The 16,599-nt window shown below is 48.2% G+C and carries 17 protein-coding genes; 3 read left to right on the top strand and 14 right to left on the bottom strand.

Annotated elements, in window-relative coordinates:
- Positions 1-10: 10 nt before the first annotated feature.
- The 12 genes from ACS5WU_RS05695 to ACS5WU_RS05640 all read right to left on the bottom strand — a co-directional run bounded on the left by ACS5WU_RS05695 (position 11) and on the right by ACS5WU_RS05640 (position 13,189).
- On the bottom strand, positions 11-760 hold the full coding sequence (locus ACS5WU_RS05695; protein WP_302760859.1) for a glutamine amidotransferase: 750 nt from the start codon (positions 758-760) through the stop codon (positions 11-13).
- Between the two features lie 22 nt (positions 761-782).
- The gene (locus ACS5WU_RS05690; RefSeq protein ID WP_302760861.1) at positions 783-1,664 is read right to left on the bottom strand and encodes a D-psicose 3-epimerase; all 882 of its coding nucleotides are present in this window, start codon (positions 1,662-1,664) and stop codon (positions 783-785) included.
- Between the two features lie 28 nt (positions 1,665-1,692).
- Positions 1,693-2,664, bottom strand: a complete 972-nt coding sequence (gene alsK / locus ACS5WU_RS05685; protein ID WP_302760863.1) for an allose kinase — start codon at positions 2,662-2,664, stop codon at positions 1,693-1,695.
- A 3-nt stretch (positions 2,665-2,667) separates the two neighbouring features.
- On the bottom strand, positions 2,668-3,342 hold the full coding sequence (alsE, locus tag ACS5WU_RS05680) for a D-allulose 6-phosphate 3-epimerase (RefSeq protein WP_302760865.1): 675 nt from the start codon (positions 3,340-3,342) through the stop codon (positions 2,668-2,670).
- Positions 3,343-3,344: 2 nt separating this feature from the next.
- Positions 3,345-4,337, bottom strand: a complete 993-nt coding sequence (gene alsC, locus ACS5WU_RS05675) for a D-allose ABC transporter permease (RefSeq protein WP_046444750.1) — start codon at positions 4,335-4,337, stop codon at positions 3,345-3,347.
- Between the two features lie 13 nt (positions 4,338-4,350).
- A complete protein-coding gene (locus ACS5WU_RS05670) occupies positions 4,351-5,865 on the bottom strand; it encodes a sugar ABC transporter ATP-binding protein (protein ID WP_465089004.1) in 1,515 nt (504 codons plus the stop codon).
- A gap of 77 nt (positions 5,866-5,942) precedes the next feature.
- Complete coding sequence (gene alsB, locus ACS5WU_RS05665; protein ID WP_302760636.1) at positions 5,943-7,007, bottom strand: D-allose transporter substrate-binding protein; 1,065 nt, start codon at positions 7,005-7,007, stop codon at positions 5,943-5,945.
- Positions 7,008-7,056: 49 nt separating this feature from the next.
- Complete coding sequence (gene rpiB, locus ACS5WU_RS05660; RefSeq protein WP_046444748.1) at positions 7,057-7,500, bottom strand: ribose 5-phosphate isomerase B; 444 nt, start codon at positions 7,498-7,500, stop codon at positions 7,057-7,059.
- Positions 7,501-7,787: 287 nt separating this feature from the next.
- Complete coding sequence (locus tag ACS5WU_RS05655; RefSeq protein ID WP_052740624.1) at positions 7,788-8,840, bottom strand: LacI family DNA-binding transcriptional regulator; 1,053 nt, start codon at positions 8,838-8,840, stop codon at positions 7,788-7,790.
- A gap of 50 nt (positions 8,841-8,890) precedes the next feature.
- Positions 8,891-9,796: a glycyl-radical enzyme activating protein gene (locus ACS5WU_RS05650; protein WP_302760639.1), complete on the bottom strand. Its 906-nt coding sequence runs from the start codon at positions 9,794-9,796 to the stop codon at positions 8,891-8,893.
- The gene (locus ACS5WU_RS05645; RefSeq protein ID WP_302760641.1) at positions 9,797-12,202 is read right to left on the bottom strand and encodes a glycyl radical protein; all 2,406 of its coding nucleotides are present in this window, start codon (positions 12,200-12,202) and stop codon (positions 9,797-9,799) included.
- A 33-nt stretch (positions 12,203-12,235) separates the two neighbouring features.
- Entirely contained in the window at positions 12,236-13,189 is a 954-nt protein-coding gene (locus tag ACS5WU_RS05640; RefSeq protein ID WP_302760643.1) for an ROK family protein, read from the bottom strand.
- 204 nt (positions 13,190-13,393) lie between these two features.
- On the opposite strand from ACS5WU_RS05640, the gene ACS5WU_RS05635 reads away from it, so the two are divergent.
- Complete coding sequence (locus ACS5WU_RS05635; protein WP_052740623.1) at positions 13,394-14,374, top strand: Gfo/Idh/MocA family protein; 981 nt, start codon at positions 13,394-13,396, stop codon at positions 14,372-14,374.
- A gap of 101 nt (positions 14,375-14,475) precedes the next feature.
- On the opposite strand, the gene rpsI is transcribed toward ACS5WU_RS05635, so the two are convergent.
- A complete protein-coding gene (gene rpsI, locus ACS5WU_RS05630) occupies positions 14,476-14,871 on the bottom strand; it encodes a 30S ribosomal protein S9 (RefSeq protein ID WP_465089003.1) in 396 nt (131 codons plus the stop codon).
- Between the two features lie 18 nt (positions 14,872-14,889).
- Entirely contained in the window at positions 14,890-15,318 is a 429-nt protein-coding gene (gene rplM, locus ACS5WU_RS05625) for a 50S ribosomal protein L13 (RefSeq protein ID WP_059109078.1), read from the bottom strand.
- 286 nt (positions 15,319-15,604) lie between these two features.
- On the opposite strand from rplM, the gene ACS5WU_RS05620 reads away from it, so the two are divergent.
- Positions 15,605-16,063: a MarR family winged helix-turn-helix transcriptional regulator gene (locus ACS5WU_RS05620; protein ID WP_046444742.1), complete on the top strand. Its 459-nt coding sequence runs from the start codon at positions 15,605-15,607 to the stop codon at positions 16,061-16,063.
- Positions 16,060-16,593: a flavodoxin domain-containing protein gene (locus tag ACS5WU_RS05615; RefSeq protein ID WP_046444741.1), complete on the top strand. Its 534-nt coding sequence runs from the start codon at positions 16,060-16,062 to the stop codon at positions 16,591-16,593. Before ACS5WU_RS05620 ends, ACS5WU_RS05615 begins: the two co-directional genes overlap by 4 nt.
- Positions 16,594-16,599: the final 6 nt, after the last annotated feature.

Genomic DNA, 16,599 nt, shown 5'->3' with positions numbered 1-16,599 from the left:
TTTATTTTCACTATTCTTTATCCAGCCATAAAAAGATATTCCCAAATAATTTCCTGTAGTAAGGCCAGCTTAAAAACTCCTCCGACCCCCAATGGAACGTACAGTCTGACGCAAATGCAAAGCTCCTGCCTTTTCCAAATTCCATTGCCGCCATAAACGTATCCCCGTTGATCGTCGCAATTTCATCCGCAGTTTCTTTTGCCCTTACCTTATTATACCCCAAAAAATAAGGCCATTTTTTATCGTCTATCCCTTCCAGCACCGGATGGCCGGGCAAGGTAATTTCCGGCCTTACTCCCTCCGGGTGTTCCATTCTGTCGTCATAATGAAGTATTTCCACCGGTAATACTTCCGCCAACGGCGTCATCGCATAGCGGGCTTTGTTCCCGATTCCCGCAAAGCTCAGGTAACCGCCTATCATAACGAGTCCTCCGCCATTCATTACGTATTCTTTGCAGGCCAGCAGACGGTTTCCTTTCCGTTTTCCCTGAAGCTGCATAACCGGATCGAGCATCAGGGTGTTGCTTCCAATGTCGCTCAGGGCGATCGCATCATATTCGCCTAACTGTTCTGCCGTTTCCGGAAAACTGTACTGCGCAATGTGGCTGGGCATATATTCCACTTCAATTCCAGCTTCGTCAAGCGCGTCCAGTACCAGCCCGGCAGTGGTTTGCTCCAGCCTTCCCAGGTCAACGCTGTCAAAGCCTTTGATATGCGTTTCTTGGACGGTCCATGATTCCCCAACAAATAATATTTTCATATCCTGCATCCTTCCAGGGCTTTTACTTCCCCAAATCCGATTTTAACACATTTTTTAGAAAAACGGCCGCCGCCTTAATATCCCGGTCCAGCTTATCGTTATCGGCGTGGCCGGAAAGATCCCTCCACAGCTTAATATCCGAGCCGACCGTGCCTCCCGGCATCACAAAAGGTTCCATAACGATATAGCCCTGGTAGCCGATATCATGTAACGCGCGGCCAATTTCCTTCCACGGCATACTGCCCTTCCCCGGCACCTTCCGGTTCGCTTCACCAGCATGGAAATGCGCCAAATGCTTTCCCGCCTTCCTGATCGCGTCCGGAAGATTATCTTCCTCGATATTCATATGGAACGTATCCAGCAAAAGCTTTACGTTGTGCCTATTTACCTCTTCCACGTACCGTACCGCCTCGTTTGTATCGTTTACCAGATATTGTTCAAAGCGGTTCAAAGCTTCCACGGCGATTACAATACCGTATTGCACAGCATAGTCTGCGAGTTCCTTCACGCTTCGGATGGATATTTCCCACTCCTTCCGCTTTTCCACAGGTTTTGAATAGTCCGCCGGCCAATAGGAATGAACCGTTCCTCCGATTAATTTTGCGCCCAGTTTTCCCATCGCGTCAAATAACCGCTTCATATAATCCATTCCAGCTGTGCGTACCCTTTTATCCGGTGAAGAAGTACTGAATTCCTGCGGAAGGCCGATCCCGCAGGTAATGACGATATCGTTTTCTTCCGCCTTTTCCCTGAGCGCGGTAATCCCGTCGTCTTCCATATTCATGAGTCCCCCGCCGGAAATTTCGAGCACATCCAATCCCAACCTTTTATATTTCTCCACATAAGGCAGGAATGCTACATCCCATTCCTGTTCCCAATATGCAAAATACGCGCCTATTTTCATAAGGTCACCTCCTATCCTCCTACAAGGATCAGTGTTTGCCAAAATGCTCCAACAGGCCGCGCGTCATTTTCTCGCGATCGAGCTTCAACCCTTCTGCCGCCAGCAACGCCGCGCCGATAACGCCCATGTCCTTGTCCTGATTGGAAAAAATCAATTTCAGATTCCCTGCCGGAAGCGGCTTCCTGGTGTTGTCCCATATAAACTGCTTCAGCATATCTTTTGGAAACCCCGGCATATCCACAACGCCGCCACCAATGACCACGCAGGCCGGGTCAAAAATATTTATTTCCGTGGCAATGGGAAGCGCGCACGCCTCTACAAATTCTATGAGTCGCTGCTGTGTCCCATGCTCTACAAAAATATCGCCAATAAAGGTTTCCGGGTAGTATTTTTCCTGTATCCTTTCAAGCGCGGTTCCCGAAGCATAGCACTCCGCACAACCTCTTTTTCCGCAACCGCAAATAAGGTCTTTCTTATAGAATGGGATATGTCCGATCTCATTTGCGGCGCCGTTTTTTCCTGAGAGATATCGGCCCATAATGCGGATCGCCCCGCCAAAGCCGGTGCCAATATAGCAACCGATCACGATTTCCTCATCTACGAGCCCGTTCATCAGGATGTCAAACGCCAAAAGGTTATCCACATCCTTATTCAGGATCACCCGTGTTCCCGTCAGCTTTTCCAAATCGTCCGCAAGGTTCAGGCCGTCCAGCAAATGGGTCCCTTTCGCATCCTGCAGGTTTGGTACAGAAATTGTACTGCGCCTGTCCTTGCTGACCGAACCCGGGATTCCAACCGATATGCACACCGGCGTAACGCCGGTTTCCTTTCTATACTTCGTGATGTACCCGGCAAGCGTTTTCTGGACGCATTCACCCCTTGTCAAAAAGCTGCTTGGCGTAATTTTTACGTTTGCCACTCTTCCGCTTGTAGAAACGCAGCCTATCCTGAAATTTGTCCCGCCGATGTCGATCCCGACAATCCATCTTTCCTCTTCCATACGCTATCCGATCGCTTCCGCAATATCGCGTTCCATAATCTCCCATGCTTTTACAAGATCAGGGTCGTTTCCAAACAGTCCGGACGAACCCACTACGAATATCTCGGCGCCCGCGTCATACATTTTTTTGTATGTCGTTTTATTGCACGATCCGTCCACCTGAATTTCATAAGCATAGCTTTTTTCCTGCTTCAGGCGTTTTGTCTGCCTCATTTTTTCAAGTGATTCCCCTATAAACCTCTGCCCTGCAAAGCCGGGGTCTACTGTCATAAACGTAATCACGTCCAACAAATGGATGTAAGGGAATACCACTTCGAGCGCCATACCCGGATTGATATAAGCGCCCGCCCGCGCGCCCTTTGATTTGATATGGTCGATCAGGCGAAACGCCTTGCGTTCCACGACGTCCGGGGCGAGCGTGACTATCCCCGCGCCCGAATCAATGCAGAGATCCACGAGGTCTACGTCCGTATTATCCACCATCAGGTGCGCGTCCATCGGGACATCCGTGATCTCTTTCAACTGCTCCATAAAGCAGGGAGCCAGACATAGGTTCTTCACGTAATGCCAGTCCAGAATATCGATGTGCAGGTAATCCGCCCGGTTTAAAACCTTCATTTGCTCCTGCACATTCATCATATCCATACACATCAATGAAGGAGAGATTTTTACTTTCATGTTTATTTCCTCTTTCTGAGCAACAGGGTATCAAGCGTTACGGCTGCAATGATCAGGATTCCCATTACCACCTGCTGGTAGAACGAATCCACGCGCATCATATTCAGGCCGTTGTTAATCAGGCCTATAATCAAGCCGCCAACCACGACGCTCCAGACATTTCCTTTCCCGCCGAAAAAGCTTGTGCCGCCGATTACAGCCGCAGCAATGGCAAAAGTTTCGTATCCGCTGCCCGCAAGCGGTTCTGCCGCTCCCGTCTTCGCCGTTATAATCAGGCCCGCGAGCCCCGCGCAGATGCCGGAAATCATAAACACGATCAGCGTGTGCAACTTGATATTGATCCCCGAATACCATGCCGCCTCTTTATTTCCGCCAAAGGCATAGATGTTCCTGCCCATCTTCGTATGCGCCGCAATAAACCACAGGATCGCGGCTACTCCTATAGCAATAAAAATTGCCATGGGAATCTGCCCTCCCACGCGGTAATTTACTACCTCTTTAAAGCTTTCCGGGAACCCGGACACAGACCGCGCGCCGGATATAACCATAATAATCCCACGGAAAATCCATTGTGTGCCAAGCGTAATAATAAACGGATGTACGCCCGTAAGGTTTACAAGGCTTCCATTGATCGCGCCAAGCAACGCTCCGCCGAGCACCGCGCCAATCAGGATCGCCGACCACACCGGCATACCTGCCTTCATCATAAGGCCCATCCATATCCCGCACAATGCCATTACCGAACCGATCGAAAGATCGATCCCCGCGATCAATATCGCAAAAAACACGCCCAGGCCAATTAGTATTTTATCCGTGCTTTGATAGACAATGTTGATCAGGTTCGCCGGCGACAGGAAGTTGCTTCCCTTTGGCGCGATGATGGCAATTACCACCATAAGCATAAAAAATATGATCAACGTCCCAAAGCGCGCCCAATAATATGCAAAATCCTTTTTTGCCGTAAGGCTCTCCGCTTTTCGACTGAAACTATTCATTGTAATCTCCTCCTTAGGTAGCAGCAAGTATTATTTTTTCTTCGGTCGCCTCTTCGCTGCTGAATTCCGCCTTGATCTCCCCCTCGTTAAAAACGAGGATCCTGTCGCACACAGCCAAAAGCTCAGGAAGCTCGGAAGACACCATAAGTACTCCTTTTCCTTCGTCGGCAAGCTGGCGCATGATCTTGTAAATTTCGCTCTTTGCCCCTACGTCGATCCCGCGGGTCGGTTCGTCAAAAATCAACAACTCCGCATTCGCCGCAAGCCACTTTGCAACGATAACCTTTTGCTGGTTGCCGCCAGACAGCTCGGTAATATTCTGATAGACCGACGTGCACTTTACATTGAGCTTTTCCGCCGCCGCGCGCGCCTCCTCCTGCTCCCGCCTTGCATTCGAAAGGCCATAAATCCCGCCCCATTTCGAACTTTTGAGCGACTGCTCCATCGCAATGTTTTTCCATATTTCAAAATTATCAAAAAATCCCGTTTCACGCCTGTTTTCGGTTAGATACGCAATTCCTTCCTTCACCGCGTCGTACGTGCGCCTGATCTCAAGCTTTTTCCCATTGAGGGAAACGTCTCCCGTTTCCTTTTTTTCAACGCCAAACAGCACATTCATAAGCTCCGTGCGGCCAGATCCCACCAGCCCCGCAAATCCAAGTATTTCATATTTGCGCAGATGAAAACTCACATCGTTTACTTTTTTATCCTGCCGCGAGATGTGTTCCGCCTGGAAGATGACCTGTCCGTGCGCGTCCGTCTTTTTTTGTCCGCTTAAATACTTGTCCTTGAGTTCGCGCCCCACCATCATCGTAACGATTTCTTCTTTGCTGGTGATATCCGCAACATTCTTCGTTCCCACATATTTTCCGTCTTTGAGAACCGTGATTCGGTTACCGATTTGTTTTACTTCATCAATTTTATGTGAAATGTAAATAATTCCGACTCCCTTCTCCTGAAGGGAACGTATGATCTTGAACAAGTTTTGTGTTTCGTCGATCGTCAGCGATGAGGTCGGTTCGTCCATAATCAGTATTTTTGTGTTGAGTACCAGCGCTTTTGCGATCTCTACCAGCTGTTTCTCAGAAATCGGCAGATCTTCCACCATCGTTCCCGGAGAGCGCCTAAGCCCAACGAGCTCCATCATTTCTTTTGCTTTTTTGTTGATATACTTAAAATCGACCACCGGCAACCCCAGAAGCCTGCGCTGCGGCAGCCTGCCTACAAACAGGTTTTCCGCGATAGACAATTCATCGATCACGCTCAGCTCCTGATAAATGATGCTGATCCCGCTTTCCTGTGAAATTCCGGGCGTAAGATGCTGGTATGTTTTGCCATGCAACCTAATCTGTCCGCTTGTGGGCGTATAGATCCCGCTGAGTATTTTCATCAGCGTCGATTTGCCCGCGCCGTTTTCCCCCATCAGGACGTGTACCTCGCCCGGATAAAGATCAAGGCTCATATTGTCCAGGGCGACGACTCCCGGAAATTTCTTGGTAATATGTTCCATTTCTACCAGTTTTTCCATTTTTGCCTCCCGTCTGTCCTGAGAATTGGCCCCCTTCCAGAGTCCTGTAAAAGGGGGCGCATCATTCTCCGGTTACTTTATTTCAGATTGTCTTTCGTGTATAAAATGGAATCAATATAGGTCGGTTCCGGAGCCTGTCCTTTTGTTCCCGCATTTCCGTCCCTGACTGACTGCAGCAATTTTTCAAAAGCCGTCTTTCCGATCATCGCCGGGTCCTGCGCTACCGTGGCGGCCATTTTGCCCGCCCTGATCGAATCGTACGCCTCATCCAGGCCGTCCGTGCCGACTACGATACATTTTCCTTCCAGGCCGGAATTTTCAACCGCTTCCTGTACGCCAAGCGCCATGGTATCGTTACAGCAGTAGAAGCCTTTCAGGTCCGGATTCTGGCTGAGGATATTGGTCGCGACGTCAAGCGCCCTGTTCCTGTCCCAATCCGCCGGCTGGCTGTCCACAAGCTCGATTCCTTCCGCCGATTCAAATGCCTCCGTCGCTCCCGCTTTGCGGTCTTCACCAGCTGCCGAACCTGCTTTTCCTTCAATAATCGCAACCTTTCCACCGTCCGCGCCGATTTGGTCAATGATGTATTGTGCGCCTTTCTTCCCTACATCCTTATTATCCGTTGTAATAAAAGCCGCCAGATAACCGCCAGACGCTTCAAGGCCTGCTTCGTCGATCGGCTCGTCAAGGTCTACAACCGGGATTCCCTTTTCCGATGCTGCCGCAATCCCTTCCACCAGGTTCGTCGCGGAAATCGGTCCTACGCCTACGCCGTCGTAATCGCTGTTAACAGCCGTCATCAGCTTATCAAGCTGCGGCGTGGCTTCATCCTCAGAATTCATCGCGTCAACAAAAACGGTTACGCCCTGCGCTTCCGCTTCCGCCTTAATCGCATCCGCAATCGCTACATGGAAGGGATTCGAAAAGGTTTTCAGTATAAAATAGAGACTGACGTCCTCTGCGTTGCCGTCCGCCGTTCCTGTGCCCTGCGCCGCAGATTCACTTGCGCCAGCTGATGCTTCAATCGTCTGCGTTGGTTCCGTGTTTGTCTCCTGCTGCGCCGGCTGCCCACAAGCCATAAGCATCGTAGCGCACAGTATGATCACCACCGTCAATGCAACCATCGTTTTTACTTTTTTCATTTGTTTCCTCCTAATAACTAATATATTTTTTCCCTTGGGAAAACCAAATTCATATTTCCTGCTCCAACGAACAGATCATATCCACCCGCCGCTGGTGCCGACCTCCTTCATATTCCGTACCGAGCCATTCATCCACAATCATTTTTGCCGCGTCAGGCCCTACCACGCGCGCGCCCAACGCCAGCATATTGGTATCATTGTGCTTCCTGCTCATCCTCGCGGAATATGCTTCGCTGCATATAACGCAACGTATTCCTCTTATTTTGTTTGCCGCGATTCCCATCCCGACGCCGGAACCGCAGATCAAGATCCCACGTTCACATTCCCCGTTTTTTACTGCCAGGGCAACCTTTTCTGCGTAGATTGGATAATCAGTACGTTCGGGGGTATGCGTCCCATAATCCTTCACCAAAAATCCACACTTTTCCAAATGTTCCTTTATGATTCCTTTTAATTCCAAGGCCGTATGGTCGCTTCCAATTCCTATCATCAAAACTTTCTCCCTCCTAACTATATATCGATGCGTTAGGTAAACGATTACTCATTTTTAAAAATTGTTTCACTATTTTTGAACTGTCACATTATTTTTTTTTAAATTTATTGGTTTCTGTTTTTTTTCTGTAAAATTCAACTGTTTTTTACATTTTGAAACTGGCCTGTTTACTTTTGGTATTGCTTATTGATGATTGAAATGATTAAACTTTAAATTTATTAGGTAAACGATTACTCATCGATGCTATAAATATACTACTTTTCATTTTGCTTGTCAACAATTTTATTTTAACATTTCGTAGTTTCCCTGCGAACAAGCTTTACGGGAAGCCTGTAACGTTTCTCCACCTTATCGTCTGCCTGCAAAAGGCGCAGCATCACATTTGCCGCCATTTCGCCCATTTCTTCCATAGGCTGGTGGATCGTGGTAATGGAAGGGGTATTATGCCCGGCGGCCGTTACATCGTCAAATCCGACTACCCTTACGCCGCGCGGCGCGCTGATCCCCCTGTTGGAAAGCGCCCGTATCGCACCAAGCGCACTGATATCAGTATAACAAAAAATCCCGTCAAAGCTTTTCCCCTCGTCGAGTATCTGGTTAACGATATCGTAAGAGTCCTTGAACGTAAGGTTTTGAGCATAGTAAATGTTTTCATCGCTCTGCATTCCATGAGCGGAAAGCTCGTCTTTTACCCCGCGCAGGCGCTCTTTTTTAGGCGAAATTTCCCGCTTCTCGAAAATAGAGATGATCCGTTTACATCCGCTGTTCACAAGCTCCCTGATTGCCATCCTGCCGCCTTCATAGTTATCCGACTGTATCAGGTAAAACTGGTCGCTTGTGTCTTCCTCGAGCGCCGCCGGCATCCTGTCCACATAAACCCTCGGAATCTGCCTGTATAAATCACCTTCGTACACGTGCTCAGAGCAGACAAAAATGACCCCGCTGATGTGGTTTGCACGCATCAGTTCCAAATGCCGCTCCTCCAACGCCTTTTTTTCATTTGTATTACAGATAAAAGCGGAATAAGACTGCTTAAACAATGCTGTCTGCGCCGCCAGCGTAATACGCGAAAAAAACTCGTTGGTAATATCCGGCACGATAATACCGATCGTCGGTATCTGGTTTGTACGCAGCCCCTTGGCAATCATATTCGGCACATAATTATACTGCCGGATCGCCCGCTTGATCTTATTTTCGGTTTCCTTGGAGTATCGTCCCACATTGTTGATGACGCGTGAAACGGTCGCAACAGAATAACCTGTGATTTCGGACAGCTTTTTTATGGAGATTTTCTCGCCATTCTCGCCCATTTTTTTCCCGCTTTCTGAATTTTCAGCCATAATGACATTTTAATTTTTTTTACTTCCTTTGTCAACGACACAAGGCGTTTTCACCCCCCCAGCTGCGTACTGAGGCCCATGTCGTCAAAAAATTTTTTCATCTCCCAAAGCTCGTTTTTATCCATGGAAGGATACCCTTCATACGCATATTCCCTGCCCATATCCCGGTATTTTCCCAAACCGAACTGGTGGAAAGGCAGCAAGTGCGCCTTTTTGACGCCAAGCTCCCGGAAAAGCCTTCCATATGCAGCCCAATCCTCTTTTGTATCGTTAAGCCCGGGGATCACAGGGATGCGCGCTACCACATCCTTCCCCTGCCGGAGCGCATACTGCAGGTTCTCCAAAATCAGGATGTTATCCTTCCCTGTCATGGTGAGATGCTTTTGAGGGTCGGGATGCTTTACATCAAAATACAGCAGGTCGATATACGGCAGCGCTTCCCTGAAAAACGCGCTATACCCAGAGGTTTCCACCACAACGTGGATTCCTTCCTTTTTGAGTTCCCCGAGCAGGGCCATTACAAACTCCCGCTGCATCAGTGGTTCCCCGCCCGATAGCGTCACGCCTCCGCCTGATTTGTCGTAAAACGGCTTATCCTTGCGGACTTCCCGCATCACTTCTTCCACCGTATATTCCCGGCCCTCCACGAACAGCGCGTGCGCAGGGCATACCTGCACGCAGTCCATACACCGCGTGCATAATTGCCGGTCGATCCGCACCTTCTCAGTTCCTATTGATAACGCGCCGCTTCCGCAGGCCGCAATACACCTGCCGCACAAAATACATTTAGTCCCATCGTATGCAAGCTCCACCGCCCGCTCCTGCGACTCTGGATTTGCGCACCATTTGCAGCGCAGCGGGCATCCCTTCAGGAAAACGGTAGTCCTGATTCCGGGGCCGTCATGAATGCTGTATCGTTGAATATTGTAAACCAGCCCCTTTTTTTCCTGTTCCACCTAAAGCGTATGCTCCGTTCTTTCAATAATATCATCCTGCGTCTCCCTTGAGAGCACGTTGAAAAACGCGCTGTACCCGGCCACGCGTACAATAAGGTCCCTGTGTTTCTCCGGATGCTCCTGCGCATCGAGCAGGGTATCCTTCGATACGACATTATATTGTACATGGAATCCTTTCAGCGTATCAAAAAAGGTGCGGAGCATCAGGATCAGCTTTTTGATATCGCGCTCCTCTTCCAGGGATTTCGGATTTAACTTTTGATTCAGCAGTACTCCGCCCGTAAGCTTAATCGTCGGAAGCTTGGAGATGGATTTAAACACCGCCGTCGGGCCGTTTACATCCGTCGAATGCGTAGGAGAGCATCCTTCCGCAAGGGGTTCCCCCGCTTTCCTTCCATCCGGCGTAGCGCACACGATTTTGCCTTGCGGAACATTGGCGGAAATGGAAGACGTCCCCGCGTAGTATCCGCCGCCGATCGGCCCCCTTCCATAGCGGGTATTTTTATACTTTGCTATCTCGTCAATATATACCTCATAAGCATCCGCCGTCAGCTGGTCAACATAATCGTCGTCATTTCCAAATTTTGGCGCGTCATAAAGGAGCATCTTCCGGATCCGTTCTCCTTCTTCCCCGGCAAAATCGCTGAGCAGGGCCATCCAAAGCTCCTGAGGCGTTATCTTTTTCTCTTCAAATACCAGTTTTTTGATTGCCGCCAGCGAATCGCCAATATTTGCGATCCCAACCTGCAACGGCCCGATGAAATCGTAAACCGCGCCGCCCTCTTTGAGCGTCAGTCCCCTTTTGATGCAATCCTGTACCAGCGAAGAGCAAAGCAGGTCCGGCACCTCTTCTTCCAGCGCAAGATCTGCACAGTTATCAAGGATCACGCTATACCTGGTATAATACTTTACCGCTTTTCTCCATGCCTCCCAGACCTCGTCAAAGCTTTTCATGTCCGGGAAATATCCGCCGCCGTCATACACCTTTTCCCCCGTAGTGACATCCACGCCATTGTTAAGGGTGATCATCAATATTTTAGGGAAGTTCATAAAGTTCATCCCAGACGTCCGGTACCCGAATTTTCCGGGAATGGATACCTCGATACAGCCGATCGAGCAGTAATTATATGCGTCCTCTTTTGCCACGCCCCGTTTGATATACGAATCGATAATGATTTCATCATTATTGAAAGAGGGCATGCCAAAACCCATTTTGATCATCTGCACACAATCGTACATGAATTTGTCGGATATCCCTTTGTGATACCTGACGGATAAATTGGGCTGCGTCAGGTGTAGCTGCGCGACGCTCTTTAAAACAAGGAAAGATAACTGGTTAACCGCGTCCTTTCCATCCTGCGTCTGTCCGCCGATACACACATTCTGGTAAAGCGGGCTTCCTGCCGAAAACTTGGTATGCGCGTCGCTCCTGATCTTATTGATCGTAAAAGTTTTCAGCCAAAGATTTTCCAGCAGCTCCAGCGCTCCCTCCTCCGTCAACGTTCCTTCTTCCATTTCCCGTTGAAAATAAGGATACATGAACTGGTCAAACCTGCCGAAAGAAAGGGAATGCCCGCTCGACTCGATCTGCAGGATCAAGTGCGCGAACCACAGGGACTGTACTGCTTCGCGGAATGTCCGCGCAGGATATTGCGGCACCCGCCTGCAGACCTCCGCAATTTCCAGCAATTCCTGTTTGCGCACCGTATCCCGTTCCTGTCCCGCCATTTCTTCGGCAAGCTGCGCATACCTGTTTGCAAAGGCAATGCACGCATCGATCGTGATAATGACCGCTTCATAAAAATATTCTTTTTTCATTTGGGAAAAATCGCTCATGTCCACTTTTTTCTTCGCGGCAAGCGCCTCTTCCCGGATTCCCTGCAGCCCGCACCGCAGGAGCTTTTCATAATCCACCGCCAGATGCGCGTCCCCCGCAGTGAGGTTTCCCTCCACCTTGATAATACCAATGTCATAATATTTCCTTGCGAGCGGGGGCATCAGGGCAAGCCCTTTATCTTTTACTGTAATTCCTTCCCAAAAAGGAGCGATCTCCCGTATTTTTTTCTTGTTTGCTTCCGTAATAGTGAACCGGTCCCCGTTCCGTTTTTCCCATAGGTCCAGTTCTTCCACGACCCAGTCCATTGCGTATTCCGGGAAGATCGGCGCCGCCCGATTCGCACTTGCCTGATTCCCGACAATAAGCCCCTCCTTCTCAATATAGATCGTCATATTCCTGAGCACATGGTCGAGCGCAAGCGCACGTTTCAGGACCGGCCTTTTTTCCTTGTTTGCCTGGTAAGCCTGTGTCGTAAGCACCGCTCGCTCTGCGCATACGGTTGGCTGTGTATCCATGATATCCTCGCGCATCCGTGTGATTCTTCCGTTTGGTTTTCCAAAATATTCCATTCTGCACCTCCATTTATCGTATCAAGCAACCGATCAGTACAGGAGCTCTGCCGCTCCAATAATTCCAACGTCCTGTTTCAGTTCCGCTATCTTCAAAAATACTTTCTGGTCCTTCTGGTGGTTATACCGTTCAAAGGTACGGTGTATCCGTTCAATGAGCGGCTGGCCAATATTCATCATGCCTCCTCCGTAAACATAGCAGTTCAGGTTGAGCCCGATAAAAAAATTGTAGGTATACACTCCCATATAGTATCCGATTTGATCTATCATTTCTGTTGCCAGCGCGTCGCCCATGGCAAACGCTTCATTGATATGAACAGCAGTCAACTGATCGAGGTCCCCGTCCACCATGCCGGGAAGTACCGATTCCCGTCCGTTTAAAATCGCGTCCTTTGCGTGCTTCACGATCATCGATCCAGAGGCGTTACTCATAAAGCAACCCCTGTTTTCACAACCGCACATCACTCCCGCATCCAGTGTGATCAGCATATGCCCTGATTCGCCCGCGCCCCCATAAGCGCCCCTGTAGATCTTTCCATTCAGTATAAAACCGCTGCCGATTCCCGTGCTGACCGCTGTATACAGCATATGGTCGTAGCCGCGTCCCGCACCGTATTTGTGTTCTGCGATAGCCGCGATATTGGTATCGTTATCCACAACGATCCTGACTCCCGGGAAACGCTTTTCAAACGCTTTCCTTGCCCGAAAATGATGCAAGTTTGGCATATTGCTGGTAAATACCACTTCGCCTTTGTCAAAGTTTACATACGATGGAAATCCCATTGCGATTCCACTGAGATCGCTTATTTTAAGCCGTTGACCGTCCAAAATATGGATCACGTCCCCGACAATTTGTTCTTCAAATTCCTTTGGCGTCGCGAGTGCGTTTGTTTTTGTTTGATTACGGTAAACGATTACTCTATTGTTATCAAAAATTCCGTAGGCGATTTTTGTGCCGCCAATATCGATTCCAATCCTATATTTCATACTTTTCACCTGAAAATTTGTTTTTTTGTTTTTTAAATGAGCTTGTTTCTTTTGTTCTCATTATATAATCATCTCCATTGATTGTCAATTCATTTATTTATTCTTTAAAATTCCATGTAAAATGTCTTATTTTTCTTTTATATAGCATTGTTAAACGTTTACTCTTGTTATATAATCTTTTGTAGTGGAAAAGGAGGTATCAATATGAAATATGGAACCATAGGAACCGGATGGATCACACAGGCCTTCATCGACAGCGCAAATACGATGAATAACTTTGAACTTGCGGGCGTATATTCGCGCGATATTTTACGCGCGCGCAAATTCGCCGCGAAAAACAACTGCGCCGTCGCTTATGACGACCTTGAAAGGCTTGCAACGAGCGACATCGACCTCGTCTACATCGCGAGCCCGAATTCGCTGCATTATAAACAATGCAGGCTTTTTCTTGAAAACGGCAAGCATGTCATATGCGAAAAGCCGGCAGTTGTTTACCCTGATGAGGCGCGCGAGCTTTATCATATCGCGGACAAAAATCACGTTATTTTTTTGGAAGCGATCATTATGTTACATCAGCCGCAATTTCATACTGTTAAAACGTCCTTAAAAAAAATAGGCCCCATCCTGAGTGCGCGGCTGGATTATTCCCAGTATTCAGCAAAATACCAGAAGTATCTGGAAGGAGAAAATCCAAATGTTTTCAACCCAAAATTTGCATCAGGTTGCATGATGAATCTGGGAGTTTATATCATTTATACTGCACTCGGCCTTTTCGGGCGGCCGGATGAACTTTTTACCCAGGCGCAGCTCCTGGACAGCGGCGCGGATATCAGCTTCTGCAGCATCTACCGTTATCCGGACAAACTCGTAACGCTTACAAGCAGCAAAGCCGGCCAAAGCTATCTTGGCTCTGAAATCATGGGAACTCTGGGCACCATGACCTTCGGCCTCGTTTCCAATTTTACGGATATTACGATTCATTATAACAATGGGACGACAGAGCGGATTGCGGACGATGTTCCAAGACTTACGCTTATGGCAAATGAAATCCGCGACCTGATACGATATATTGAAAAGCCGGAGGAAACGTACCATGAATATACCTATATCCGCGAATTGTGCATTGCAGTATCTGAAGTAACCGCACAGATGCGCAGGCAAGCCGGCATCATCTTTTCCGCCTGAGCTATGGATATCGTAGTCTTATCCCGGCGTATTTCCTTACAAAAAACCCGCCGTCCAACTGGACGGCGGGTTTTTTGATACAATAATGTTTGTTCGCCTGATTAACGCTTGGAGAACTGTGGAGCTCTTCTTGCAGCCTTCAGGCCGTATTTCTTTCTCTCCTTCATTCTCGGATCGCGCGTCAGGAACCCTGCCGACTTAAGCGCGCCGCGAAGTTCCGGCTCCGCTTTGATCAGCGCCCTAGCAATGCCGTGACGGACAGCACCGGCCTGACCGGTATAGCCGCCGCCCTTCACCGATACAAATACGTCGTATTTGCCCATTGTGCCTGTTACGACAAACGGTGAACGAACCAGCATCTTCAGAGTCTCATATCCAAAAAATTCTTCGATATCTCTTTTGTTGATCGTAATCTCGCCTTTGCCCGGCATGATGCGGACTCTGGCAATCGATTTTTTTCTTCTGCCTGTTCCCAGGAACTGTTCTTTCTTTGCCATTTACTACTTCCCTCCCTTTTATAGCTCTATTGCTTCGGGCTTCTGGGCCGCGTGATCGTGCTCTGCGCCTCTGTATACGCGCAACTTCTTGAGCATTTTGCTACCCAGCTTGTTTTTAGGAAGCATTCTTCTTACAGCTTCATAGAAAGCAAATTCAGGCTTTTCCTGCATCAGGTCCCTGTACTTTGTTTCTTTCAAGCCACCCACATATCCTGAGTGCTTGTAATAAATTTTCTGGTCCAGCTTCTTACCCGTTAATACGAGCTTTTCCGCATTGATCACGATTACAAAATCGCCTGTATCAACGTGCGGGGTATATTCCGGTTTGTTTTTGCCGTGGAGAATGTCTGCAACCTTACTTGCAAGTCTGCCGAATACCTGTCCCTCAGCATCGACAACATACCACTTTTGCTCAACTTCACCGGGTTTCGCCATATATGTGTTCATTAGGCTTTCCTCCCATGGTATTGTAATGTAATTGGCGCATTGCTTCCTCTTTTGAAAGGTCCCAATTTTCAAAACAAAAAACATTGCTTTGCGCCAGCACAGGGCTAATTGTGCATATAGGCGCATGAAATATTTTACGCAAAATTCCGCATAATGTCAAGCTTTTTCATGAATTTCTTCCCATGCAGGCATTTATTTTCCCTGCCGTTGACAAAAACATATTCAGGTAATATACTACCTTATAAAGGTAATACATTACCTACTTGGAGATTGGAGAACCGCCGCAATGACAATCCCTTCCACCATAGACAGCAGGCATGCAGTTTTTGGCAGCCTGTTTTTACTTTCCACTAAGCTTGAGGCAATCGGGAATGATTTTCTGGATGAGCTGACAGTAAAGCAATGGTTTTTTCTTGCTGTATTGACAACGTTCTTCAAAGAGCCGCCGACTGTAGGCCAGCTCGCAGCGCAAATGGGTAATTCACATCAAAATGTAAAACAGCTCGCGTTGCGCCTGGAGGAAAAAGGCTTTATCGATATCAGGAAGGATACGTCCGACCGCCGCGTCCTGCGCATCGTGCCTCTGGAAAAAGCGCAGGAATATGAAAAGCTACATCACGCAAAAAACGAAATCTTCCTGAAAACCCTGTTTGAAGGCTTTTCGAGTACCGAACTAAAAAAATTGCAGGACGGATTGGCTTCACTTTATGAAAATTTACTGCAAATGCAAGGAGAAAACAAATGAAACAAATCGTCGTTGTATATCGCTCGAAATACGGCAGTACGAAAAAATATGCGGAATGGATCGCCCGGGAGCTGGGTGCAACGCTTTGTACCCAGAAGGAAGCGTCTTTAAAAAGCCTTCTGCAATATGATGTAATCATTTATGGCGGCGGCCTTTACGCAGGCGGTATCGCCGGTTTCCCAAAGATAAAAAAGCATTTTCCGGGCTTCACCGGAAAAAACCTGGTTTTGTTTGCCGTCGGTTCTTCTCCCGCGTCGGACGAAGTGGTAAACGAAGTCAAAAAGCATAACCTGACAACAACCATGCAAAACATCCCTCTTTTTTACCTGCGCGGCGCGCTTGATTATGATTCCATGACTGCCAGGGATAAATTGCTCATGAATATGCTGAAAAAAATGCTTGAAAAGCGCAAAGCTACCGAAAAGGCCGATTGGGAAAACGGGCTGCTTGCGCATTTTTATGAAAAAAATGATTTCACTGATATCGGCAATATTCAGCCGTTGGTCGAATACGTAAAGGGCCTTGAATAAGGTCCT

The sequence above is a fragment of the Christensenella sp. KGMB01412 genome (assembly GCF_055522415.1).
The sequence above is the reverse complement of the archived record's forward strand: the minus strand, read 5'-3'. Positions and strand labels throughout refer to the sequence as shown.